The organism is Acinetobacter sp. YH16040_T (assembly GCF_024605785.1).
Lineage (GTDB): Bacteria > Pseudomonadota > Gammaproteobacteria > Pseudomonadales > Moraxellaceae > Acinetobacter > Acinetobacter amyesii.
The window spans coordinates 1,054,746-1,078,950 of the sequence record NZ_CP094541.1 but is presented as its reverse complement, the minus strand read 5'-3'; the positions used below and the strand labels follow the sequence as shown (position 1 = coordinate 1,078,950).

Below are 24,205 nucleotides of genomic sequence, written 5' to 3'. Positions count from 1 at the left end.
TTAATTCTATCCAGACTATTTTTTAAAGCGACGAAATCCAACTAAGCCAAGCAGCGCAAAAATACTCGCCCAACCTAGAGCACCACCCGAAGTTTTAACGGTTTTACTTTCCATTTCATTGTTTGGTTCTTGGAAAATACGCACTTCTGCAGCTAAATAATTTTTTGCCGAAGTATTAAAACGGGTTGAAGACGTCACCACACGCAATTCAAAAATATCTGCGCCATGCCAATTTCCATTTGGCGTGTATTCAAAATCACCATTCAAATTCAGTGTAAATTTACCTTTTGATTCGGTGCTTTGTACAACTATTGGACAACCATCTTGCCATGGCTCACCTGTTGGATTTGCCATACCCATCACTTTTGTACATTCTTCTTTTGGAATTAAATCACTGTCACCTAAAGCATCTAAGATATTAAACTTCGCCACTTCACCTGTACGTATGTCTTTACCTAAGCGAGGCATGCTCACAGGAACCACAATTTCGATAGCCCCACGATCACACCAAACATCATCCAAATTACGATTTTTTCCACGCTGATCAGAAGACTCACAATACACATGATGCTCATTGCCATCTGCTGTGGTCTTCCCCTTATTTAATATCGGGCTTGAGAAAATCGTTTCGTAATCTAATAAAATACGAGGACGTAAATAACCAATAAATGCGTTATTTGCTGTGGTAAATGGACAGAAAAGTGCATTACGATCTTCTGTTAAGGTTTTACAGCTACCTTCATCTTCACCCGCAATTAAACTCGTCCCAGACCATACATCATTTAAATTTGCAGCAGGCCCAACAGGACAACTCGCAGCCACTAAGTTGTTATAAAAAACAGATTGGTCTGTTCCTGAGTTCACGACTTTACAATCTTGAGCGGTACCACTGAGCGCATTACCAATCACCACACTATTGGCTAAATAAGCATGCTCAGAGGTACTATTTAGTTCGATACCGCCACTGTTCTTCAGTACTGTAATATTATTGAGTGCTAAACCATCACGTAAGTTGACAGCAAAACCTTTGTTTTTGAAAAAGGTGCTATTGGCAATAATATTTTGAGGATTACTGAACACCAACTTACTGATGTCTGCGAGCCCATTTTGATTGTAAACAATCGCTCGACCAGAAGTGCTTTCATTATTTTTGAACAAAGATGTATAGATTTCATAAGCCGGTGCTTCTGAGTAAATTGCACCACCATCTACCGCTTTGTTGTTTTGAAAAATTGTGGTTCGCATATACAGACGGCTTGCTACAGCTGCGCCATCTTCTGAGAATCCAACATTGTAGATTGCACCACCAAGTCGTGCATTACCATCTTCAAACTTTACATTTTCAAGTGTGAGTTTTTCATTATTAAAAAGGATGCCGCCTTTATCAGCACATTGATCTTGCTTACATCCTTTAAATGAAATTTCTTTAAAATTGATCGCAAGTAGTTCTTTTTCGCCATCATTAATATTAAAAATTTGATCCTTACCCGTCATTTCAATGACGGCATTATTGAGACCGAGTATGACATCTTCATTGACGTTACTGTCATACGCCGTTTTCAGATTCAGTTCTGCTTTAATATCAATTTTTTTAGTGAGTTTATAAACTTCATTTTTTTTCAGAGAAATTGAGGCATAGGCATCTTTACCCCCGCAACCATTATATCCGGCTTCTGGCATACCATTATTGATATATTCTATGGCTTCACGAAGTGAACATTCCTTGTCATCCTTTACAACATCTTCAGTGGTTGTAACGGTAATTTCTGCGCTAAATGCATGACCTGCCATGAGAAGCATGCCAATGCCTATGCTCTGTTTGAGCATATCCATCTCCTTAAATATTTTTTATCTTTTTATTCTTAAGTTGCACAATCCTTGCAACATTAAAATATTTTTATGTACTTTGTCACAGCTTGAGTAATTACTCAAGAATTTTTATTGCTTACCGATATTCATCAATTAGGGCAAAAATTTGTCTTAAATTGGCATGACTCAATTTGACTTTTTCACCTTTTAACATCTGAATCAGTTGTTCTAAAGATCTAAGTAAAATGGATGCCTGATGCGGCCCATGTGCTAACAAGTAATCTACAATTTGTTGATCCATATGGATGCCACGTCGCGCCAAAACAGAGTTTACGAGTGCTTGTCGGTCTGCGTATAAACTACCATTTGGTACTTTTACACTGACAGCCTGAGTTAATCGAGACTGTAAATCTGGCAGTTCAAGTTTGAGTTCAATGGGCGCCAGCCGAGATGAAAAGACCAATTGACCACCTTCTTCGTTATTATAATTAATCAGGTGAAAAACAGCTTTTTGCCAATGTGGAACTCCGCTAATCGCTTCAATATCATCTAAAGCCACTAAGTCATAGCGATCGAGCGAAGTAATCGCTTCAGTGGGAGCATCTAGCAATTCAAGCAATGAAACTTGAATTGCTGATTTGCCAATTTCTAAATAGGAGTCACATATTGCAGACAGTAAATGGCTTTTTCCTGTGCCAGCTCCACCATAGATATAGAAACGATTCATTAAACCAGCATGTAACTGACGAACACCATCGATTACATGCCCCCAACTCGGCCCAGAAAAATCACTAATTCGGGCATCGAGTTGTGGTTCTATATCTAGCTGCAATTGACGCATATCTATATTTTGGCCTTATCAATCTTTATGTTCTGATCTTTCAATGTTACTCGAAATTTCAGGATCTTGCAGCGAATTTGCAGACTGATTTTTGAGCTCAATATCGACAGCAACTTGATTGGTTTCTACGTTTAAAGTGCCACTTGCAGCATCATTTACGACAAGTACATCATTTCGGTATAAATTACTTTTCTCGTAATTTTCGCGTGCATGACGTAATAAGACCACAATAATCGCTGCAACGGGTAGTGCAATGAGCATTCCGAGGAGTCCTGCCAATTGCGCGCCTGCAAGGACTGCAAATACCACGGCCACAGGAGACAAACCAATTTTGTCGCCTAATAAGAAAGGCTGTAAAATATAACCTTCTATTGCCTGCCCTACCATGAATACCACCAGTACTAAGGCCAAATGCACCCAATCCAAACCGAATTGGAACAGGCAAGCCACAATTGCCGAAATAATACCTACCGCAAAACCCAAATACGGAATAATACTGGCTAGACCCGCAATCATCCCAATGATGATGCCAACCTCAATACCGACTAATTGGAGTCCAACCGCATAAACAACGCCCAATAAGAACATTACCAAGAATTGGCCTTTTACAAATGCACCTAAAACTTCATGACATTCGCCCACGATTGTGAGCGTGCTTTTTTCATATTTACGTGGAATAAGTCGACGCATGTTTTCTAACATACGCTCCCAATCTAATAAGAAATAGAAAGCTATGATTGGAATTAAGACAATCGTGCCACCAATCTGTATGAAATTCAGACCTGATTGTGCCACTTTTAACAACATGGCTTGGATACTGTCTGCACTATAGTTGGTTTGAATATACTCCATGATCGCTGCTGACATTTGCTCTGTATCAATTTCCATCGGTACAAGATTAAATTTCTCTGATAACCACGGCAGGAATGTATAGTTGACCCAATGAATATTGCTTGGAATATTGTTTTTCGCATACATCAACTGTTCCCATACCAGTGGTACGAGGAACCACATTGCAAGGAATATAGCGACACCAATTCCAATAAAGACCAAACTGATAGATAACCAGCGCGGCAAGCCAATATTATGTAATTTATCGACTAAAGGGCTAAATAAATATGCAATTAGAAATGCGCCGACAAAAGGAACAACTACAGGCTTTAATAAGTATAAAACCCATATGATCAATGCTATCCCAGCAAGAATAAATATTCGGCGCAAGGTGCGATCACCCATATAAAGTCACCTTTTTTCAATGTAATCGTTATAGAAAGGAAAATATTTTAATAAAGATAACATTTTAGTGCGAAATAGCATAAGAGTTTTGCATATTCAGGTTATAATCCCCGCGCGAATGCGGAGACTTCATTATGAGCAACTCAACTTCTACCCCAAACACTGGTTTAAGCTACAAAGATGCAGGTGTCGACATTGAAGCGGGCGACGCGTTAGTCGATCGTATCAAATCTGTCGCGAAACGTACTGCACGTCCTGAAGTAATGGGCGGTCTAGGCGGCTTCGGCGCTCTTTGTAAAATTCCTAAAGGTTATGAAGAACCTGTTCTCGTATCTGGCACAGATGGTGTTGGTACAAAATTACGTTTAGCATTGAATTTGAACCGTCATGACACAATTGGTCAAGACTTGGTTGCAATGTGCGTAAACGATCTTCTCGTATGTGGTGCTGAACCACTGTTCTTCCTTGACTACTATGCAACTGGCCACCTCAACGTTGACGTTGCAGCAAATGTTGTGACTGGTATCGGTGCGGGTTGTGAACTTGCAGGCTGTGCATTGGTTGGCGGTGAAACTGCTGAAATGCCAGGTATGTATGAAGGCGAAGACTACGACCTTGCAGGTTTCTGCGTGGGTGTAGTTGAGCAAAGCAAAATTATTGATGGCTCTAAAGTTAAAGCGGGTGACGTTTTAGTTGGTGTTGCATCTTCTGGCGCACACTCAAACGGTTACTCACTTCTTCGTAAAATTTTAGATGTGAAAAACGTTGACCTTACTCAAATCGTTGATGGTCGTCCACTTGCAGATACAGCAATGGAACCAACTCGTATTTATGTAAAACCAATTCTTCAGTTATTGAAAGAAGTTGATGTACACGCAATGGCACACATCACTGGTGGTGGTTTACCGGGTAACTTACCTCGCGTACTGCCAAATGGTGCTCAAGCGGTAGTCAATGAAGCATCTTGGGAATGGCCAGAATTGTTCAAACTACTTCAAAAAGAAGGTGGTGTTGAACAATTTGAAATGTACCGCACATTTAACTGTGGCGTAGGTATGGTTCTCGTGGTTGATGCAGCAGATGCTGACAAAACTGTTGAATTACTCAACAGCCTTGGCGAAAAAGCATTCACAATGGGTCACATTGCAGACAATGCTGAATCTGTTGAAGGTGCTGACGAAAAAATCCGTGTAGTTTTCGCATAAGCAACGTTCATGATTAAAATTGCTGTACTTGTTTCAGGCAGCGGATCTAACCTGCAAGCCCTGATCGATGCCAATCTATCAGGTCAAATCGTTGGGGTAATTTCCAATAAACCTGACGCTTTTGCACTGCAACGTGCAGAAAAAGCAAAGATTGCAACGGCAGTCATTGAACACAAACAATATCCAAGTCGTGAAGCTTTTGATGATGTAATGCATCAACAACTGCTCGACTGGGATGTTGACTTGGTGATTTTGGCAGGCTTTATGCGCATTTTAAGCGCAAAATTTGTCAAAGCATGGGAAGGGAAAATGATTAACATCCACCCTTCTTTGTTGCCAAATTATAAAGGCATGCATACTCATCAACGTGTGTTAAACACTGGTGATGTTTTCCATGGCTGTACAGTTCATTACGTGACTGCAGAGCTAGATGCTGGCCAAGCGCTTGCGCAAGGTGTGCTTAAAGTCAATGTGCATGATCATGCTGAAAGTCTAGCAGATCGCATTCACGTGCTTGAGCATGTGATTTACCCTCAAGTCGCAGAATGGATCTGTAATGGTACGATCCAACATACTGTAGATGGGGTGTTATATCGCAATCAACCAATGCAAGAACCTGTTCAATTCTGTAAGTTCTAAGCAACTGTATAACTTAACAATCAACGCATCTTAGGGTGCGTTTTGTTTTTTAAGGGCCAAATAAAACTCTATTTATTACTAAAATCTAAAATCTAAAATCTAAAATCTAAAATCTAAAATCTAAAATCTAAAATCTAAAATCTAAAATCTAAAATCTAAAATCTAAAATCTAAAATCTAAAATCTAAAATCTAAAATCCATTTTTTGCAGAATGTTCAACTTTATGATCAATATGTAGTTTTTAGTTAAATTAAAACTTTTAGCATCATTAAAATAATAAGCTTATATTGCAATTAGAAAACCTTATAAATCTAGAAATATTACATCCTTCAAACAAAAGTGGAGAAAATCACATGTTAAAATCCATCACACTGGCGACTTGTGCATGTATAACACTGGGTATGATTGGTTGTGCTACGACATCAAATCCAGCTACTGATCGTAATTTAGATAAATTACAAAACAAAAATTGGGTTGCGAGTGAAATTCAAGGCGTTAAGCTTGAAGCTGACCCTAACAATTCGAACGTACCCACTATCACTTTCGACGATACTCGTGTAAGTGGTTCTGATGGTTGTAATCGATTCATGGGTGGTTACGCTGTGCAAAACACAAAAATCCAATTTTCAAACCTTGCTACAACACAAAGAGCGTGTTTGACTGCGACAAATATTCCTCAACATTTTTCGCAGGCATTGAGCCAAGTTACTCATTATGATGCCTCTAAAGATCATTTGAAATTTTTAGATGCCAACAACAAAGTTGTTTTACAATTTGAAAATGCGAAATAAATCTCAAAAGTAGAAAGTAGAATGTTTCATTCATAAAAAAAGCACTCTATAGAGTGCTTTTTTTGTGTTGTCGTTTTTAAGGTTCAATGATGACGCTTAGGCAATTTAAGTAAATCTTTGATCAATTCAACAGTTTCCACAGGATGTTCCAAGGGAAACATATGACTCCCCGCAGCAACTTTAAATGGAATCCCAAATTTTTTCTCAACCTTTTGTGGAAAGTGACGTGCCAAAAATGGCCCCTGCTCTGCAATTAACTGCTGCACAGGCACTTGTGGTTGAGTCTGAGGTAACCACCACAGTGAAGGATTGGTTCGAAAAATATGAACCTCATCATCACGTGAAATCGTCAACTCCACCCCACCACGCAGTTTATCGTCCATCAAGGCATAATCAATATAAGCTTGATAACAGTCTGGATCGAAATCTTTATAAAAACCTTTCGGCCTTAAAAGCTCCGCTGCTTGTTCACGACTGTCCCAATGATCACGACGACGTTTCGACAAGCCTGCTGGGGACATTTTATCGAGGACTTTAAGTTTGAGGAGTTTTGCGATGTGCAAAGCAAAAGACTCTTTCCCCATGATCATAGGCGGATCAATCATTAACACTTGTTCAAACAATTCTGGGCGTTGTAAAGCAGCCTGAAATGTTAAAACCGAACCTAATGAATGACCTAATCCAATCACCTTACGACCATTGGCCTGACGTACAATACTGTCAATGACTTGCTGTGTTAAGCTCTTCCAATGGTTATCGATTGGGTAACGCTTATCTGGCCCAAGTAACGGCACATAGATCACATCATATTCATCACTCAATAAATCAAATAATTTTTGATAAACCTGTGATGGCACGCCATTGGCGTGCGCAAAATGAATTAACGGTTTCATTGTAACTTCGTGCTGTTTTCAGATTGAACCTGTTGTGACAATGCACTTGCCAAACCTTGACCAAACGAGCTTCCCATACGACCTAGTACAGAATCAAATGGACTATTTTCAATGGTATAGTTCACGGCTTTTTCAGTTTTCAATTCACGTTTCAGGCTATTTAAACTACCTGTACGGTCAGCAATACCCAGCTTCACAGCCTGATCACCTGTCCAAAATAAACCTGAGAAAATAGCCGGATCATTCGATTTTAATTTCTTACCGCGACCTTCTTTCACGGCATTAATGAAATGCGCATGAACGTTATCGAGTACACCTTGAACATGTGCTTTTTGTGCAGCATCGACAGGTTGAGTCATGGATAAAATCGCTTTGTTCTCACCCGAAGTCATGGTGCGATCTTCTACACCGAACTTTTGCATCAAACCACTAACGCCATAGTTCGGCATGATCACGCCAATTGAACCCACTAAACTTGAAGGATTGACAATAATTTCATCTGCCGCAGAAGCTATATAGTACGCACCTGAAGCGCCAGTATCACCAATAATGGCATACAGTTTTTTATCGGTATGGGCTTTTTTCAAGTACTGAATTTCTTGCCAGATTTCATCAGACTGAACAGGTGAACCACCCGGTGAATTAATATTTAAAACAACCGCTTTGCTTTGTTTATTTTCATAAGCTTTTTTCAAAGCTTTGATGGTATTTGCGCTGTTTACACTTTGCTTGTCCGCTGCAATGGTCCCAATGATATCAACCACGGCAATATGTGAACCCGCTGTTGCTGCAGGATCTGATGATGACATGCTGCAACTTTTTGCCATCGCAATGATAATAAATAGCAAATAAGCAAAGGTTAAAAATTTAAAAAATATACCCCATCTACGCGCTCTACGTTGTTCCTCAACGGAAGAAAGCACGGCTTTTTCTAATATTTTCCATTCATTTCCAGTTGGCTGCTGGATATTGTTTGAAGAACTTTGCTGTTTTTCTTCAGGTTTTGGTGGCCATTCGGACATAAAAAAAACCTAGTTAATCGTTAATTTGTAGTCATTATATACACGCTAATCGCTATAACTGTCTAATCAATTCATTTTCCCCTATAATTATTTTAAATTTTCTTTCATTTGTATCAGACTTAAACAAGATGACCGACCAAAATTCACAGGACACCACATATCACCTGTTAAAATTTATCAGCCGTCAACCTATTCAAATTTCTAGATTAATTGCAAAAGGTTTGGCTGGGTTAGTCAATGTTTTAAAAATCTCTAAAACCTACTCTACGATTCAACGCAATCTTAAAATTGCATTGCCTGAATTATCAGAGTCAGCTCGCATTCAACTCACTAAACAAGCGATTCGAAACGAACTTTGTTCTTATTTTGAATTTTTTAACATTTGGGGTGCAAGTACAGAAAAAAATATTCAACGAATTCATCACGTACATGGCGCTGAATATTTACATGAAGCGCTCGCCCTACAAAAAGGCGTTGTACTCGTAGTACCACATTTTGGTACTTGGGAAATCATGAATGCATGGGTTGCGCAGTACACTCAAATGACCATCATGTACAAGCCGGTAAAAAGTGAATCTGCCAACAATTTTGTTCGTGCTGCACGAAGCCGCGAGCAAGCCACATTGGTTCCAACCGATGAATCAGGTGTACGTCAAATTTTCAAAGCCTTAAAACAAGGTGGGACGACTGTGATCTTGCCAGACCATACCCCCAATGCCGGCGGCGAAATGATTCCATACTTTGGTATTCCACTAAAAACCAGCAACTTAAGTGCAAAACTAATTCAAAAAACCAAAGCACGTGCGCTCTTACTATATGCCATTCGTAACGATAATCATGGTTTTGATATGCATATCGAACCTATGGATGAGAATATCTATCAAGGCAATGCAGATGATGGCTCAATAGTTATCTTTAAAGCAGTGGAAAATCTAATTCATCGTTATCCAGAGCATTATCACTGGAGCTATAAACGCTTTAAAGCCAATCCAAAATTGAGAAATCTATACAATATTAGTGATGAAGAAGCCGATCAACGCATTCGTGATATTCGTGAGGAATATCAAAGACAGCAAAAAATGAAAAATGTGACAGAATGACATTTCAAGCAATATACTTGAAGTAGTTTTTCTATTCGGATTCTTTAGATAGCCTGCGATATAGATCGAGCCATTTATACTTTGTCCGCTCTTCAATTATTTCAATTTGCTGTTTATTTTGCTTGAAATGAATACTTCCACTTTGTTCAGTTTGCAAGAGTGGAATGTCTAATTGTTTGAGACGTGTTTGGGTCATCTTTGCAGGATGTCCATAACGATTAAAGCGCCCTGCGGAAGCAATCGCCAACTTGGGCTTAAAATGGTTTAAAAACGCATAGGATGAACTGTGCCGACTACCATGGTGTCCGAGCACCAAGACATCGATTTTTAGGTCTGGATAATCACTTAATATTTGATATTCAGTCTCCCAACCCGCATCCCCCATCAATAGAAAATGTCGTGGGCCATTGACGCCTTTGACCGTGACATATAGAACACAAGAACGTTCATTGGCATTCCATTGGGCATTTGTCAGATCTTCAGGCTTTGGCGAGAGTATTTCAAAATAGACTTGCTGATCCCAATTCCACTGCTGACCACGCTGACATAAGCGCTGTGGAGCTTGGTTCGTGGTTTGTACCCGCTCATTACTTGAAAGCTGCCCAATATCAAGCTGTTGCTCCAATGAGAAAAAGCCACCGCTATGGTCTTGATCTAAATGAGTCAATAACACCCGATCTAGTCGATGAACTCCATTCACACTCAAAAATGGCCGGATGATATTCTGCCCGACACTAAATTGACTTTCATCATAGTTTCCACCGAAGTCCACCATCATATGATGATCTACAGAACGGATATAGATCGCCTGCCCTTGCCCTACATCTAAAATTGAAAGTTGAAAGTTTGCTGAATTTCTCCATGGGATAAACAGTGCAAAAAAGGCAATGACCGCCCAATATTTTGGCAAGATACCTTCAGGTAAAAATAAGATTACTATAACGAGTATCAACAGTATGATTTGAGTTGACGTCAATGCGACATCTTGCATTTTTGGTGCAAAGAGTCGATCTAAGCCATAAAGAAATACATGCAATATCTCTAAACACAGATCATTGATTAAAAAAACCAAATGCGCCAAAGGTGTAGAAATATATGAAAGTGCCCCTCCGATGATATCTAAAGGAACCACCACTGCCCCTAACCACGGGATGGCGAATAAATTACTTAAGGGACTAATCCATGTGACTTGCTTGAAAAAAATCACCATCAATGGAAATAAGGCGACAAAGATTTTCCATTGTGATTCCACCATCAACCACATTGAATGCTTTAACTTTTGCCAAAAACTGACTTCTGTTTGAGCCAGTATATGCTTCCTTAAGGTTTGATATATCCGCAGTAAAATAAAGCATGCGCCATAAGACAACCAAAATGCCGCGGATAAAATACTAAAGGGATCCACGAGCAATAAAATGGCGGCACTAAAAACCAGCAGTTGAAAAGGCTGAATGGTTTGCCGTAACAAAAGCATGCTACTTGCGACAAGGCAGATCGTCAGCGTTCGTAGCGCCGGTATTTCAAAACCGGTAAATGCACAATATAAAAGGACACAGAAGATAAAGGGCACGACCAATACATATTGTTTAGGCCATTTGAGATAAATTTTGGGACAATATTTACGGATACCCAACTGCATCGCCCAACAGAGCATGCTGGCAAAAACCAGTACATGCGGACCAGAGATCGCCAATAAATGACTCATGCCAAAACGTTGAAATAATTCACTGGTTCCTTCAGTCAGTAAACTTTTATCACCTGTAAGCAATGCTAGCAGCAAGCCATGATTTCGTAACGGTTGTTGATATATAAACGCTCTTAAATATAAACGCTGCTGTTCGACTTTTATTTTGAACTGATGTAACACACCTTGATGTCGTTGATACTGCTGGCCATAGCCCATCGCAGTCATATGTTCGGGTGATATTAATTCGACCGACTTCACCTTTAAACTGGCATGTATATTTTGCTGTATGCTCCACCGTTCTTGGTCAAATGCACCTTCGGTCACATAACTTTGCGTAGGCCGCAATTCACCATACATTCGATAGTACTGTCCAGGGACCAACTGGATCGTCTGCTCATGACTTTGCAAAATTGAATTGGGTAAATACGCCATAAAATATTGAATCTGCTGATTCAGATTGAGCACTTCAATTTTTTGCTGAATCGCTTGGTCTTTGAGTTGGCTGATCTGTGGAATATACGCAATAAACTCGCCTTGTCTGCTCTGATGCTCAACCCATGCCAAACGCTGATCGAGTTGAGTATTGGCGAAACTGAAGCCGAGAACTGCACCCATACAAAGATTTGTACTGAGCTGTAAGAATTTCGAAAAGATACTTTTTAGTTTTGGTGAAATACAAAGCTGTAAACCTAGCCAAATCAGGACAATAAAAAGCAACTGAGCTGTCGAGATATGTGGGTTCCAAAACGTGAACCCCATAAAAGAAATGCCTAAAATCCAGCCAATACAAAAGCTTTGTAACATGAGTCATCATTATTTTTATTATGTGCTGGCAATAATAAAGCCCACCGAGGTGAGCTTCAATCAAACAATCTTAATCCACTAATTTTTGTGAAATCAATTTAGCGATTAGTCATCTACCCATAAACCATCTTGCATATGCAAAATCGCATCAGCAGATTGAGCTAAATATTCGTCATGGGTCACGATTAACATGGCCATGTTAAATTCTTTACGCAACTCAGATAGTAACTCAAAAATCTTTACCGCGGTTTTGCGGTCTAAGTTCCCAGTTGGCTCATCAGCCATCATCAACTTAGGTTTTGCTACTAATGCACGAGCCAAAGCCACACGTTGACGTTCACCGCCTGAAAGCTCACCCGGTTTGTGCGTCATACGATGCGAAAGTCCAACACGTTCCAACAGGTATTCAGCTTGCTGCTTGACTTCTTTGAAATTACTCGACTTACGTAACATTAATGGCATCGCCACATTTTCAAACGCGGTAAATTCAGGCAACAAGTGATGGAATTGGTACACAAAACCCAAATGCTCATTACGGATATATCCACGCTCTGCTTCACCTAAAGTGTCAAAGCGTTGACCATTAATCAACACTTGACCCGATGTTGGACGATCCAAGCCACCCAATACATGCAACAACGTACTTTTACCAGAGCCACTTGAACCAACAATTGAAACAAACTCACCTGCTTTGACTTGTAATGAAAGTCCGCGAATTACATCGACTGTAGACTTACCATCAGTAAAAGATTTGGTAATGTTTTGGGCATCTAAAACTAAATTACTCATAGCGTAGAGCCTCTGCAGGTTGAACTTTAGCTGCACGTAAAGCCGGATAAATAGTCGCGATAAAGCTAAGACCCAATGATAAGGACACAATCACCACAACATCTTGCCATCTTAAATAAGACGGTAAATAGTTGATGAAGTAAGCATCAAACATATTTAAGCCCAGTGTTGTATTCAACCAACCAACAAAATTACTAATACTAGATGCAGCGATAATCCCTAAAATTGCCCCAGACACCGTACCAATCACCCCAATCACTGTACCTTGCACCATGAAGATCCGTGTGATTGTAGCCGGTGAAGCGCCTAGTGTACGCAAAATGGCAATATCGGATTTTTTATCAGTGACCACCATCACCAATGAAGACACGATATTAAATGCTGCAACCAATACAATCAGGAACAGCAATAAACTTACCATTGCCTTTTCCATTTGAATCGCACTAAATAGGTTACCGTGTGTATAAGTCCAATCTGAAGCATAGAAGTTTGCTGGTAGATCACGCACAATTTCTTGAGAGACTTGTGGTGCTGCAAAAATATCATCCAACTTCATACGGATGCCTTGTGCACCATCTGGCAGTCTTAATAAAGTCGACGCATCGTTCAGGGCTACATAGCCCATCATCGAATCAACCTCTGCACCAATACTGAAAATACCCACAATTTTAAATCGTTTAAAACGCGGAACGACCCCAGCCGGCGAAGGAGTTGCTTCGGGAAGCACCAAGGTCACACTGTCATTCAAGCCTAAACCTAAGGCATCTGTCATTTGCTTGCCAAGGACAATACCAAACTCACCTTTTTTCAGGTTATCGATACTGCCTTCCACCATATGGTCTTGGATAATTGATACCTTTTTTTCATACTGCGGTTCAATCCCACTGACCATAATGCCAGACACTTGACCTTGTGCCGTCAACATTCCCTGTAATTGGGTGAATGGTGCGACCCCTTGAACATGCTCATGTTGCTCAATTTTTTTTGCAAGTTCAGGCCAATTTGTTAAAATTTGTGTTGAAGAAACAGTGGCTTGAGGTATCATTCCTAAGACACGAGTTTTCAGCTCACGATCGAAACCATTCATCACAGATAAAACTGTAATAAGGACTGCCACACCAAGCGTGAGGCCGATCATGGATACCAGAGCAATAAAAGAAATAAAGTGGTTACTGCGCCGAGCGCGAGTGTATCTCAACCCTATATACAGCGAGATTGGTTTAAACATAACCATCTAGTCCGAGGTAATATATTATGGAAAATTTACAGCATCAAAGTGTTCAAACTGAACGCCGTGTAATGTCGCGTATCGATGCTGCTTTGCGCATCAACTATCAGATTATCTCTGATGATGTTGCACTGAATGATCCTTACGATCCTAATTTTGTATTGCCGCGCTATTTTCTACTACTTGCTGAATTAGATCAATTTGATCATGCACTCAACTACGAATTAGAACAATTAGCTGAGAAAGATCAACAAATTGCTCGAATCTTATCCTTATTTAACCAAAAGTTAAACCTTATTACGGGTTCTTTATACGACGCAATTGTACAAAGCATGTTACCAGTGCCTGAGCATGTGAATTTTTCAGAGACTGGTTTGAGCTTTTTTAGCGAACGCGCAATTAAAGAAGGTACTTATATCCATGTGACCTTAAGCCACCCTGAAAATTTCTTCCATATTGCGGCAACTGCGCAAGTGGTTTATAGCCGTGAAGAAGAAAGCAACTTATACCGTACGGGTGCCTATTTTATCACACTGCTCCCTCAAGACCGCGTCAAACTTGCAGAGTGTATCGCACTGACCCAAAACAAAGAGTGATTTTTAATCAATGTTTTAATTTGTGGGCGAGCTCTCTGTTCGCCCGAAAATCTTTATAAAAATAAACAAACAAGCCTGATAATAGAATCACAGCACCAAGTAAAACCATCAATGATAATTTTTCATCATTCAGTAAAGCACCAAAGAGCATAGCAAGCATGGGTGTGAGTACCGTTGTTAAAGACAAAGTTGTCGCCTTGATGTTTTGTACCAGTTTGAAATAACAAAACATTGCAATCAATGAAGCCATAATCACTGCATAAAATAAGCCAATGAGCGCTTTAGTTGAAGGCATCTGTGTCGGTGCATACTGCCATATAAACGGTAGCATCGCGGCAGAAAATAGTGCTGAGATAAGAATCGAACCTGTGGCTTGAGACATGGGCTGCAAAGGTGCATTGACTTTTTTCACCCAAAAAATCGACATACAGTAGACGAATACGCTCATTAACATTAAGACGATGCCAACAGGCTGTACGTGCTGATCACTGCCGCCTAAGCAAATAATGGCTAAACCACAGACGGCAATCAACATCCCCATCCATTGCAAGCGATGCAGATAGGTATGAAAGAAGAAACGACCGATCAGACCCGTCATAATTGGTGCCAAACCAAACATCAGGGCAATAATGCCTGAGCTGAGATAGGCCGTTGCCATATAGGTAAAAATCTGAGAACCAATAAAACTAAACGCCCCCGCCAAATAACTGTGCAGCGAGTTTTTATCCATCGGCAGTTTATGTTTAAAAATAAACAATAATGCGACAGCCAAGGGTAATGCGATAAAAAAGCGTAATGTCAGTGCCCAAAACGCATTGATATCACTGACACTCCAAACGATGGCAAGTGGCGTGGTCGACCAAATAAAGACCAACAACGCATAGGTGGTCGCTAGATTTGTTTTAGATGGCATGGTTTTTACTTCTGCGCCGTTTTTCGTTTTTGCTTTTGAATGGTTTGATCTAAGCTACTAGAAAATTCGCGCTTATCTCGTTCAGAAATCGGTGCTGGACCACCGGTTTGCACACCTGCGCCCCGTAATGTATCCATAAAGTCGCGCAAGTGTAGACGTGCTTTGACATTTGCTGTGGTATAAATCTCACCGCGTGGATGTATCGCTATACCGCCCCGCTCAATCACTTCAGCAGCAAGTGGAATATCCTGTGTCATTACGATGTCGTGCTCTTTCATGCGCTGAATAATTTCTTTATCCGCTGCATCTGCCCCGCTCATGACTTGAATCGAGTTAATCCGCACCGACGGCGTTATCCCAACATTTTGATTGGCGACAAAAGTGACTTCTAACTGGTAACGATCAGAAGCCCGAACAATTACATCACGTAAAATGCGTGGTAACGCATCTGCATCCACCCATAATTTAAATGGCAGCACTGATTTTCCATTCACTTTTAAACATGACTCATAGTAACAAATCTACATGACAATTTGGGGATCTGCATCCGCTGAATGGATCTACATTTCTCTAATCATGAGAATCGAAAAGCTGCAAATTGACTCCAACTTGGGCTTATTTTCCAATGCTTTTACATTTAAATCCTACTGAAAACATTTTTTATGCATGATTTCATGATAAATATGACGTCGGTGACTTGAAAATTTCAAATAACCCTCGATTTATTAATTATGAAACCAACCCAATATCAATTGTGCATATGAAAAAACAAAATAGCCCTGAAATTATCACTATTGAAGATCAAACTTTTGGTAGTCATGTTGAACATTGGAATTTGCTTACAGGCAACCCGACAACGGATGTACCAGTTTGGCTGGGTCAGGCATTAGATGCACCCATTATGCCGATGGGCTTATGCGCACAAGAATCTGATATGGATCAAAGTACCTGGCTGATTCAAGGTCCATCACAAGCGTCGATTCAACTGTGCCAAGTGATTGCGGTAGAAAATAATAAACCTAAAGCCGTTAAAACTGCATTTCCAAGTTTTGATAGCCCATATAAAACCAAAGCCACCATTGAACGTATTATTACCTGTAAATCCAATACACAAGCAGTGCTTTGCCTCGACTTAGGCGCAAATACCAGTGTGTATGCTTTTGATAGTTTATATAGCGTCAATCACGACCAATATGAAAAAGATGCAAGCTACAGTGTGCAACTCAATGCTTGGGCCTATGAACTCGAAGCTGTCGCAGAACATGAACAGCTTGTCGTTGATGATCCTGCATCGATTAAACATCATCGTGCTTTAAACGATATCTTGGCAGCAAATAATGGTGTTGCCCCTGCAGATTTACACGAACAAATTAAAGCATGGCAACCAAAGTCTGAAGATGACAAAGCGCCAGTGACCGTCGATTTTTCTAAAATGGTTGCATACCTATATGGTGAAAATCTTGGCCAAGAAGACGAAGCATGGTTCCAAGGGCATATTGTTGGCAAAACCGCCATGCAATTTAAAGAGCAAGACTACACGCTGTATGATGTGACCTTAATCCACGAAGAAAACCAAGAAGCGGTGATTGTTCGTGTTGCAACACGAAATCCGGCGCATAAAGATTTCAATGTTGGGCAATATATTCGTGGCAACCTGTGGATACAAGCCAATATTTACGCGAAATCTGCCTAATTTGAATTCAAAAAACCTATTTCAAATAAAAAAAACCGCCTCAGTGCGGTTTTTTTTATTTCTCGCTAATCATGTGTAATCGCTGAATATTTAAATGATTGAATATTTTTTATCCACAAGCTAGTCGATTTATTCTATTTTTAAATTCAAATTAAAATAACTTACCCACAATATTAAATTCAAAATAATGCTAATAAATAAATCCATCTGCAAAAGATAAAATATAAAAATCTAATATAAATAAATAAGATAGGAAATTTATGAAACTAAATTTAGCAATTCGGTTGCTTATTTTTAAATGAACTAAATAGTTTAGTAAGTTTATGGCAGATAGTACTTTATTTAATCAAATAATTATGTTAAAAATGCGTTTAAGAAATAGTAATTAACGATAAATAGATCGGAAAGAATATCTATGAAAGTCGTGCAAGAAGAAAACTTATCACAAGTTGACCATCACATGGAATCTCGATATCAAATCGAGCCAATGTCCTGCTTATTTTTTATGTTAGGTATGCTGATTTGTGCATACGTGTTACATACTTTTATTTTTTAATCTATTCAATAAAAAAACCGGCATTTGCCGGTTTTTTTATGCCTTTAGGATTATGCGTTGCGTTTTGCAAAGTCATCCATAAAGTTAACCAGTGCTTGAACGCCTTCTAGCGGAACAGCATTATAAATACTTGCACGCATACCACCCACTGAACGGTGACCAGCTAAATTCAGCAAGTGGTTTTCTTCAGCTTCTTTCAAGAATTGTTTTTCCAATTCTGGATTCGCCAAAGTAAATGGTACGTTCATGATTGAACGGAATTCTTTTGCAATTGGATTTGCATAGAAATCGCTTGAATCAATATAACCATAAAGTAATTCAGCTTTTGCCATATTCGCTTTATAAATTGCGTCTACACCGCCCTGCTCAAGTAACCATTCAAAAACGAGGCCAGATAAGTACCATGCATAAGTTGAAGGTGTATTCACCATTGAACCATTTTTCGCTTGAGCTGAATATTTCAAGATACTTGGAATATCTGCTTTCGCTTGATCCAATAAATCATCACGAATAATCACCAAAGTTAAACCAGCAGGACCAATATTTTTCTGAGCACCTGCATAGATTAAACCGAACTTAGATACGTCTAATGGTGCAGATAAAATGCTCGATGAAAAATCGGCAACCAATGGTTTGTCCGTTTCAGGAATGTTGGCAAACTGAAGACCACCAATAGTTTCATTATCTGCATAATGCACATAAGCCGCATCATCAGATAAGTTCCAGGTGCTTTGATCAGTAATCGCAAGTTTACCGTCAATGGTGGTACCCGCTTCAACAACATTAATGTCGCCATAACGCTGTGCTTCTTTCAACGCTTTTTCAGACCAAATACCAGTGTGGATATAGTCTGCTTTGCTGTTTTTACCCAATAGGTTTAATGGGATCGCAGAGAATTGAAGTGATGCGCCACCTTGAAGGAATAACACTTTATAGTTGTCTGGAATATTCATCAGCTTACGAAGATCAGCTTCTGCTTTCTCTGCCACAGCGACATAGTCTTTACTACGGTGGCTCATTTCCATGATCGAAAGGCCTTTGCCTTGCCAGTCAAGCATTTCAGCTTGAGCTTTTTCTAAAACGGCAGTGGGTAATGCAGCAGGACCAGCACAGAAGTTGTACGCGCGCATGAGTTTTCCTTTCAAAGTGAAACACAATAAAATGATGGCATTTAACCATATCTGACGCGTGCTTGCAGTAGTTAAAGCTGAAAATATTCCAATGCTGTCTGACATTTAAAGTCAAAATTTCAATAAAGATCAAAATTAATTCTTCTTAATTCAAATTATTAGATTTACTGATATTTTTTATCCCTTGAATTGATGCTAATTTAAGGTCTTGATGTGCGAAAATGACGTGCGCTGCGAAGATAAAATTTATTTACACATGTATATGAAACAATACAACAACTTAGTGAATTTACCCAACTTCATCACAATGACTATAATGAACCCATCCTAGCTGTGAGTGTATTTTTATGCCTTTACCTCGAACAGATTATTCTATAAAAATTAAACATACATTTCGTTCAGGTTTACTGCTTGGCCTTGGTTGTTTCAGTGGCTTTTTTAGCCCTACGGTACTTGCGCAAAGTATCAGTTATAACCAAGCAGAACAAAGTCTACTCACTAGTTCGTATAATACTCAGGCCAACCAAGCGCTACAACAATCTGCCGAACTTCAAGCTCAGGCCATTAAAGGCCTTGGTTTACCTCGTGTGGATTTAAACGTCCGTGCCTATGCCTTTCATAATGAACTCGATATTCCTCTCGGCGCCTTAAAAAACAACTTAGAACAAACGCTGAGTAATGGCATTAATAATAAAATTGATGAAAGCTTACCGAGTGATTTGGCAGACCCATTAAAAGACAGTCTGCAACAGCCAATCCGTGATGGTGTCGGATTAATTCCAGATTCTTCCCAAGTGGTCTTAGATGATCAAGTGATCCGCCCTACCGTTTCCGTAATGATGCCGCTGTATACCGGTGGGTTAACGTCTAGCGCCAAGGAAATTGCCAATATCCAAGCCAAACGCAGCGCGATAAGCAGTGAACAACAACAAGATGTGCAACGTTTTGAATTAATCCAAGCCTACTTCAATGCTCAATTACAAAAAAAATTAGTCGAAAGCAGCCGCTTCAATTTAAATGCGATGCAACAACACTATGCCAATGCGCTCAAAATGGAACAACAGGGTTTTATTAGCAAAGGCCAGCGTATGCAATTTGAAGTGGCGAAGAATAATGCACTCAGAACTTTTCAAAATACTGAAGCGAATCTCCGCTCTAGCTTATTTAAGTTAAACAACTTAATGCAAAGCAGCCAAATTACTGATCTTACAACGCCATTATTTATCAATCAGCAACACAATCAAAATATAACCGCCTTACTAAAAAGTTATCAGGATCAGTCTAGTTTGGTGCGTAAAATGCAATTGGACAGTCAATTGGCTGGTGCTAATGTGAAAGCCCAAAGCGCAGCAAAAAAACCCAACGTCTTTGCCTTTGGTGAATATAGTCTCGACGATAAACAAAACTGGATCGTTGGTGTTGCCGCTCGCTACAACTTATTTTCAGGTATTGATAAAAACAAATCCGTACAAGCTGCTGAACTTCAACGCTATGCATCTGAGTTAATGACTGAGCGTACCAAACAAGAAATTGAAAGCCTGATTTATAGCTCATTTAATGAAGTCACCAGCGCTCAACAAAGTCACCTGTTGTTGCAGCAAAACCTAAAAGCTGCTCAAGAAAATTTAAGAATTCAACAGCTTTCATTTAAAGAAGATATGGGTACGGCCACACAAGTCATTGATGCACAAAATGCATTGAACGGGCTACAAAGTGAAATGGCGCTTAATGCCTATAAATACGTGATGTCACTCGCAACACTGCTACAAAGTCACGGGAGCATTGACCAGTTCCAAAGCTATATCAATCAATCACACACCGACTATATTCGCTAAGTTTAGCCGAGGGGAAACAATATGAATCAGGAACCAACTGATCACCAAGAAGATGCCTCTGCGAATGCTGAAACATCCCAATCCAATGTCTCGAGTTCAAACGTTTCGTCTACAGCAAATACTGCTGAGGATACTCCAAAGAAAGTGTATACCAATACTGATACAGAGACGAAAAAAAGCTCAGTGCAAAGTCGCAATAAATCTGCTTTGATCAAGCTCGTGATTGGCATTGTCTTAGTTCTGCTTTTGGCATTGATCGCATTTGGTCTATGGAAAAGTTATCAGCCTAAACAGGTTGAATTACAAGGTCGAGTAGAGGCAGAAACCATCCACATTAGTACAAAAGTACCCAGTCGTATCGAAGAAATATATGTGCATGACGGTGAAAAAGTACAAGCAGGTCAAGCACTGGTTCGTTTAACCAGCCCCGAAGTCGATGCAAAGAAACAACAGGCTTTAGCTGCTCTCCAATCTGCGCAAGCACTGCAATCCACAGCTGAACGTGGCTCTCAACAAGAAAATATTGATAGTTTATATGCCAATTGGCAAAGTCTAAAAGCACAGCAACAATTGGCGCAAACCACCTACCAACGTGGTCAAAACCTCTATAAAGAAGGTGTCATTTCACGACAACGCCGTGATGAAATGCAAGCTGCCGCAGTGTCTGCTGCACAAATGACAGAAGCGTCTTATCAACAATATGCGCGTGCAAAACGTGGCAGTACACCGCAACAACAAAGCTCGGCAGATGCCCAAGTCAAGATTGCGCAAGCCGCGTTAGCTGAAGCCAATGCACTTGAGGCGGAAACCAAATTGTTTGCACCCTCCAATGGCACCATTTCAAAAACCTATGGCAAAGTTTCAGAATTAGTTGCGATGGGTGTGCCCGTTGTAAGCCTGATTCAAGATGATAGCTTATGGATTAGCTTAAATGTCCGTGAAGACCAGTATGCTCAAGTGTATCAACTCAAGACCATGCATGGATTTATACCCGCACTGAACAAATCTGCCGATTTTAAAATTGATCACATCGAAGCCGAAGGTGAATTTGCAACGATTAAAACCACGCGGCAAACGGGCGGCTATGACATTCGTAGTTTTAAAGTCCAACTGAAACCCGCTCAGCCGATTGCTGACTTAAAAGTGGGTATGAGCGTTTTGTTTAAAATTGAAGAGCGTAAATAATGTTTAGGGGCATTCTGCGTGAGTTTCGCTATTTGATGCAGCATAAATGGGACTTGTGTATGGTCACACTTGCCCCTGCCCTTGTGATTTTGCTCTTTACCAATATGTTTGCTCAAGGCAAACCAGATCATTTACCCATTGCGATCATAGACCAAGATCAAAGCAGTTTAAGCCGTAACATTACTCATTTTGCGCAGCTCAACCATACTTTAAAAGTAGCCACCATTACACCTAGTATGGATGATGCTGAAAAGCTTTTAAATCAGACTCAAATTTGGGGCTATATTCATATTCCTGCTGGCGCAGAGCAACGACTGGTTCAAGCAAAAGATGCAGAAATCAGCATTGCCTATAACCAAAGCTATTTTAGTGTCGGCAATAGTATTTCATCAGCCATGCTGCTAAGTACATTGCAAGCCATGGCCGATTTTAGTGGTCATCACTATTTACAAAATACCATTCCCTACCTCGATGCACCGACGCCCAATGTCAAAATTTCACCTTTATATAATCCAGGTTTAAATTATGAGTTCTATTTAGAGCCGTACATGATTCCTGCGATTCTGCATTTATTACTCTGCTGCTGCGTCGCATTTTCGGTTGGTGAAGAAATCAAATATGACACTGTAAATCAATGGGTGAATCCAAGTTCTGTCTTTCAAGCTTTAATCGCTAAAAATCTCAGTTATGTTTTCATTTTTACCGCTTGGACTTGGGCGTGGATGTTCTGGCTGATTGTGTTTAGAGGGTGGTTTGTTCAAGGTTCATTACTGCTCATTTTGCTCGGGCAATTGTTTTTTTATACAGCCTATGCCTTTATCAGTTCTACCGTGGTTTTGGCGACACGTGATCTCACCAAGTCATTTGGTTTTATCGCTGTGTATGGTGGCTCATCACTCAGTTTTGCAGGGGTGACATTGCCGCTGAATAACGCGCCAATGTTTACAAAGTTCTGGGCCAATATTATTCCCTATACGCCTTATGCCAAATTACAAACAGAACAATGGGTCATTGGTAGCCCAATCTCCATTTCAATCACACCGCTTATCACCCTGATCATTTACTGTCTGTTCTATTTGGTTCTCGCCAGCTTCTTTCTACGTAAAGTACTAAAGGAGCAAGTCATATGAATGTAATCGTGTCATTTCTATCAAATTTGCTCAGACACTATATTCAAACATTTAAAGATATTGTGAAGCACAGTTCGATTTTTACCACCTTAGTGCTTTCTGTTTTTCTTTACAGTTTTTTTTATCCCATTGCCTATCAAGCGGAACACGCAGAATCGCTCCCTATCATTGTGGTGGATGAGGAACAAAGCATACTCACTAATAAGATTATTGGTGCTGTAGCCAATAGTCCCAATGTAGAAATTCAAGCTGTGACTGGTAATTTTGCTGAGGCTGAAAATATGCTCAGAAGTCAGCAAGCTGACGGGATTTTACTGTTGCCGAGTAATCTTTCAAATAGCATTCGCCGTGGTGAAACCGGTGGAATTGGTTTATATCTCAGTGCTGCAAACTTTCTAAAGACTCAAAAAATTGGCTTAGGTTTAGCCAGTTCTATGGAAAATGCCCTCGTCGAATATGCAGAAAAATTCCAGAACATATCTGATTTTAGCCCCGCTTTGTCGATTCATAAGATTCCATTATTTAATCCACTTTCAGGCTATGGCAGCTATATTTTCCCAGCGGTTGCTCCCTTAATTATTCATCAGACGATTTTATTGGGTCTGTGCATGCTGATTGCGACCTATCGACAAAACACCACATGGCGTCCAAGCTATACACAATTAGCTGGCATTTTCTTGTGTATTTTGACCATTGGAACTTTGGGGTGCTTCTATTTATTTGGTTTTACCTTTTGGCTGAATGACTATCCACGGGGTGGAAATTTGTGGGGCATGTTCATTGCTGTACCCATCTTCCTCAGTTGTATTATTGCGATGACCCTCTATCTCGCAACTTTTCTTGACCTGCCAGAACGTGCAGGACATGTCATCGTTTTTAGTTCTATTCCGCTATTTCTACTTTCGGGAACGGCATGGCCACATGCAGCTATGCCTAAATGGATGCAAATACTCGCTCAAGCATTACCTTCGACCCAAGGCATTCAAATGTTCCTTCAACTCAATCAGATGGGTGTGCCAACAGCAATCGTCATTCCTAAACTGCTTTACCTCACAAGTATTGGACTGATTTTTTTATGTCTTGCTGTCTGGCGTTTAAAGTTTGCCAAAAGATAAAACTGTTT

General features: G+C 40.0%; 21 protein-coding genes. 10 read left to right on the top strand and 11 right to left on the bottom strand.

Annotation, left to right across the window (positions count from 1 at the left end; all coding sequences use genetic code 11):
- Window positions 1-15 precede the first annotated feature (15 nt).
- The 3 genes from rbtA to cxpE form a co-directional block, all read right to left on the bottom strand.
- On the bottom strand, window positions 16-1,827 hold the full coding sequence (gene rbtA, locus MST16_RS05195) for a rhombotarget A (RefSeq protein ID WP_180009969.1): 1,812 nt from the start codon (window positions 1,825-1,827) through the stop codon (window positions 16-18).
- A gap of 118 nt (window positions 1,828-1,945) precedes the next feature.
- The gene (hda, locus tag MST16_RS05190) at window positions 1,946-2,650 is read right to left on the bottom strand and encodes a DnaA regulatory inactivator Hda (RefSeq protein ID WP_078190380.1); all 705 of its coding nucleotides are present in this window, start codon (window positions 2,648-2,650) and stop codon (window positions 1,946-1,948) included.
- Between the two features lie 18 nt (window positions 2,651-2,668).
- Complete coding sequence (cxpE, locus tag MST16_RS05185; RefSeq protein ID WP_180009970.1) at window positions 2,669-3,886, bottom strand: chloramphenicol efflux transporter CxpE; 1,218 nt, start codon at window positions 3,884-3,886, stop codon at window positions 2,669-2,671.
- 134 nt (window positions 3,887-4,020) lie between these two features.
- Here cxpE and purM point away from each other — a divergent pair, with 134 nt between their 5' ends.
- The 3 genes from purM (at window position 4,021) to MST16_RS05170 (ending at window position 6,521) form a co-directional block, all read left to right on the top strand.
- Window positions 4,021-5,091: a phosphoribosylformylglycinamidine cyclo-ligase gene (gene purM / locus MST16_RS05180; RefSeq protein ID WP_078190382.1), complete on the top strand. Its 1,071-nt coding sequence runs from the start codon at window positions 4,021-4,023 to the stop codon at window positions 5,089-5,091.
- A gap of 9 nt (window positions 5,092-5,100) precedes the next feature.
- On the top strand, window positions 5,101-5,730 hold the full coding sequence (purN, locus tag MST16_RS05175; protein ID WP_180009971.1) for a phosphoribosylglycinamide formyltransferase: 630 nt from the start codon (window positions 5,101-5,103) through the stop codon (window positions 5,728-5,730).
- 353 nt (window positions 5,731-6,083) lie between these two features.
- The gene (locus MST16_RS05170) at window positions 6,084-6,521 is read left to right on the top strand and encodes an META domain-containing protein (RefSeq protein ID WP_078192049.1); all 438 of its coding nucleotides are present in this window, start codon (window positions 6,084-6,086) and stop codon (window positions 6,519-6,521) included.
- Window positions 6,522-6,604: 83 nt separating this feature from the next.
- Here the strand turns inward: MST16_RS05170 and MST16_RS05165 are convergent, their stop codons facing one another.
- Both MST16_RS05165 and sppA read right to left on the bottom strand, forming a co-directional pair.
- Window positions 6,605-7,414, bottom strand: a complete 810-nt coding sequence (locus MST16_RS05165) for an alpha/beta hydrolase (RefSeq protein WP_180009972.1) — start codon at window positions 7,412-7,414, stop codon at window positions 6,605-6,607.
- The gene (gene sppA / locus MST16_RS05160; RefSeq protein WP_078190385.1) at window positions 7,411-8,436 is read right to left on the bottom strand and encodes a signal peptide peptidase SppA; all 1,026 of its coding nucleotides are present in this window, start codon (window positions 8,434-8,436) and stop codon (window positions 7,411-7,413) included. Before sppA ends, MST16_RS05165 begins: the two co-directional genes overlap by 4 nt.
- A gap of 128 nt (window positions 8,437-8,564) precedes the next feature.
- On the opposite strand from sppA, the gene MST16_RS05155 reads away from it, so the two are divergent.
- Entirely contained in the window at window positions 8,565-9,536 is a 972-nt protein-coding gene (locus tag MST16_RS05155; RefSeq protein WP_180009973.1) for a lysophospholipid acyltransferase family protein, read from the top strand.
- Window positions 9,537-9,567: 31 nt separating this feature from the next.
- On the opposite strand, the gene MST16_RS05150 is transcribed toward MST16_RS05155, so the two are convergent.
- From MST16_RS05150 to MST16_RS05140, 3 genes are all read right to left on the bottom strand, one after another.
- Window positions 9,568-11,982 (bottom strand): DNA internalization-related competence protein ComEC/Rec2, encoded by a 2,415-nt coding sequence (locus MST16_RS05150; protein WP_306670290.1) that lies wholly within the window; start codon window positions 11,980-11,982, stop codon window positions 9,568-9,570.
- 150 nt (window positions 11,983-12,132) lie between these two features.
- Window positions 12,133-12,816: a lipoprotein-releasing ABC transporter ATP-binding protein LolD gene (gene lolD / locus MST16_RS05145; protein ID WP_111883937.1), complete on the bottom strand. Its 684-nt coding sequence runs from the start codon at window positions 12,814-12,816 to the stop codon at window positions 12,133-12,135.
- Window positions 12,809-14,044, bottom strand: coding sequence for a lipoprotein-releasing ABC transporter permease subunit (locus MST16_RS05140; RefSeq protein WP_111883936.1), 1,236 nt, complete (start codon window positions 14,042-14,044; stop codon window positions 12,809-12,811). The genes lolD and MST16_RS05140 overlap by 8 nt, the downstream gene beginning before the upstream one ends.
- A 26-nt stretch (window positions 14,045-14,070) precedes the next feature.
- Here MST16_RS05140 and MST16_RS05135 point away from each other — a divergent pair, with 26 nt between their 5' ends.
- Window positions 14,071-14,640: a PilZ domain-containing protein gene (locus MST16_RS05135; RefSeq protein ID WP_078192054.1), complete on the top strand. Its 570-nt coding sequence runs from the start codon at window positions 14,071-14,073 to the stop codon at window positions 14,638-14,640.
- Window positions 14,641-14,647: 7 nt separating this feature from the next.
- Here the strand turns inward: MST16_RS05135 and MST16_RS05130 are convergent, their stop codons facing one another.
- Both MST16_RS05130 and MST16_RS05125 read right to left on the bottom strand, forming a co-directional pair.
- Window positions 14,648-15,553: a DMT family transporter gene (locus tag MST16_RS05130; RefSeq protein ID WP_180009975.1), complete on the bottom strand. Its 906-nt coding sequence runs from the start codon at window positions 15,551-15,553 to the stop codon at window positions 14,648-14,650.
- A gap of 5 nt (window positions 15,554-15,558) precedes the next feature.
- The gene (locus MST16_RS05125) at window positions 15,559-16,047 is read right to left on the bottom strand and encodes a YaiI/YqxD family protein (protein ID WP_373683441.1); all 489 of its coding nucleotides are present in this window, start codon (window positions 16,045-16,047) and stop codon (window positions 15,559-15,561) included.
- 266 nt (window positions 16,048-16,313) lie between these two features.
- On the opposite strand from MST16_RS05125, the gene MST16_RS05120 reads away from it, so the two are divergent.
- Window positions 16,314-17,246: a hypothetical protein gene (locus MST16_RS05120; protein WP_180009976.1), complete on the top strand. Its 933-nt coding sequence runs from the start codon at window positions 16,314-16,316 to the stop codon at window positions 17,244-17,246.
- Window positions 17,247-17,852: 606 nt separating this feature from the next.
- Here MST16_RS05120 and serC read toward each other — a convergent pair.
- Entirely contained in the window at window positions 17,853-18,932 is a 1,080-nt protein-coding gene (serC, locus tag MST16_RS05115) for a 3-phosphoserine/phosphohydroxythreonine transaminase (RefSeq protein ID WP_078192058.1), read from the bottom strand.
- 347 nt (window positions 18,933-19,279) lie between these two features.
- On the opposite strand from serC, the gene MST16_RS05110 reads away from it, so the two are divergent.
- The 4 genes from MST16_RS05110 to MST16_RS05095 are packed head-to-tail and all read left to right on the top strand — an operon-like array spanning window position 19,280 to window position 24,197.
- The gene (locus tag MST16_RS05110) at window positions 19,280-20,767 is read left to right on the top strand and encodes a TolC family protein (protein WP_180009977.1); all 1,488 of its coding nucleotides are present in this window, start codon (window positions 19,280-19,282) and stop codon (window positions 20,765-20,767) included.
- Between the two features lie 21 nt (window positions 20,768-20,788).
- The gene (locus tag MST16_RS05105) at window positions 20,789-21,952 is read left to right on the top strand and encodes an HlyD family secretion protein (RefSeq protein WP_180009978.1); all 1,164 of its coding nucleotides are present in this window, start codon (window positions 20,789-20,791) and stop codon (window positions 21,950-21,952) included.
- Complete coding sequence (locus MST16_RS05100) at window positions 21,952-23,082, top strand: ABC transporter permease (protein WP_180009979.1); 1,131 nt, start codon at window positions 21,952-21,954, stop codon at window positions 23,080-23,082. The genes MST16_RS05105 and MST16_RS05100 overlap by 1 nt, the downstream gene beginning before the upstream one ends.
- The gene (locus MST16_RS05095) at window positions 23,079-24,197 is read left to right on the top strand and encodes an ABC transporter permease (RefSeq protein ID WP_180009980.1); all 1,119 of its coding nucleotides are present in this window, start codon (window positions 23,079-23,081) and stop codon (window positions 24,195-24,197) included. Before MST16_RS05100 ends, MST16_RS05095 begins: the two co-directional genes overlap by 4 nt.
- Window positions 24,198-24,205 lie beyond the last annotated feature (8 nt).

Bases quoted from the DNA above. Each gene is read 5' to 3' on its own strand.
- MST16_RS05120 (WP_180009976.1), top strand. From the start codon at position 16,314: ATGAAAAAACAAAATAGCCCTGAAATTATCACTATTGAAGATCAAACT.
- MST16_RS05105 (WP_180009978.1), top strand. From the start codon at position 20,789: ATGAATCAGGAACCAACTGATCACCAAGAAGATGCCTCTGCGAATGCT.
- sppA (WP_078190385.1), bottom strand. From the start codon at position 8,436: ATGTCCGAATGGCCACCAAAACCTGAAGAAAAACAGCAAAGTTCTTCA.
- MST16_RS05155 (WP_180009973.1), top strand. From the start codon at position 8,565: ATGACCGACCAAAATTCACAGGACACCACATATCACCTGTTAAAATTT.
- MST16_RS05140 (WP_111883936.1), bottom strand. From the start codon at position 14,044: ATGTTTAAACCAATCTCGCTGTATATAGGGTTGAGATACACTCGCGCT.
- MST16_RS05135 (WP_078192054.1), top strand. From the start codon at position 14,071: ATGGAAAATTTACAGCATCAAAGTGTTCAAACTGAACGCCGTGTAATG.
- MST16_RS05165 (WP_180009972.1), bottom strand. From the start codon at position 7,414: ATGAAACCGTTAATTCATTTTGCGCACGCCAATGGCGTGCCATCACAG.
- MST16_RS05100 (WP_180009979.1), top strand. From the start codon at position 21,952: ATGTTTAGGGGCATTCTGCGTGAGTTTCGCTATTTGATGCAGCATAAA.
- MST16_RS05150 (WP_306670290.1), bottom strand. From the start codon at position 11,982: ATGGGGTTCACGTTTTGGAACCCACATATCTCGACAGCTCAGTTGCTT.
- rbtA (WP_180009969.1), bottom strand. From the start codon at position 1,827: ATGCTCAAACAGAGCATAGGCATTGGCATGCTTCTCATGGCAGGTCAT.
- purN (WP_180009971.1), top strand. From the start codon at position 5,101: ATGATTAAAATTGCTGTACTTGTTTCAGGCAGCGGATCTAACCTGCAA.
- serC (WP_078192058.1), bottom strand. From the start codon at position 18,932: ATGCGCGCGTACAACTTCTGTGCTGGTCCTGCTGCATTACCCACTGCC.
- hda (WP_078190380.1), bottom strand. From the start codon at position 2,650: ATGCGTCAATTGCAGCTAGATATAGAACCACAACTCGATGCCCGAATT.
- purM (WP_078190382.1), top strand. From the start codon at position 4,021: ATGAGCAACTCAACTTCTACCCCAAACACTGGTTTAAGCTACAAAGAT.
- MST16_RS05110 (WP_180009977.1), top strand. From the start codon at position 19,280: ATGCCTTTACCTCGAACAGATTATTCTATAAAAATTAAACATACATTT.
- cxpE (WP_180009970.1), bottom strand. From the start codon at position 3,886: ATGGGTGATCGCACCTTGCGCCGAATATTTATTCTTGCTGGGATAGCA.
- lolD (WP_111883937.1), bottom strand. From the start codon at position 12,816: ATGAGTAATTTAGTTTTAGATGCCCAAAACATTACCAAATCTTTTACT.
- MST16_RS05130 (WP_180009975.1), bottom strand. From the start codon at position 15,553: ATGCCATCTAAAACAAATCTAGCGACCACCTATGCGTTGTTGGTCTTT.
- MST16_RS05170 (WP_078192049.1), top strand. From the start codon at position 6,084: ATGTTAAAATCCATCACACTGGCGACTTGTGCATGTATAACACTGGGT.
- MST16_RS05095 (WP_180009980.1), top strand. From the start codon at position 23,079: ATGAATGTAATCGTGTCATTTCTATCAAATTTGCTCAGACACTATATT.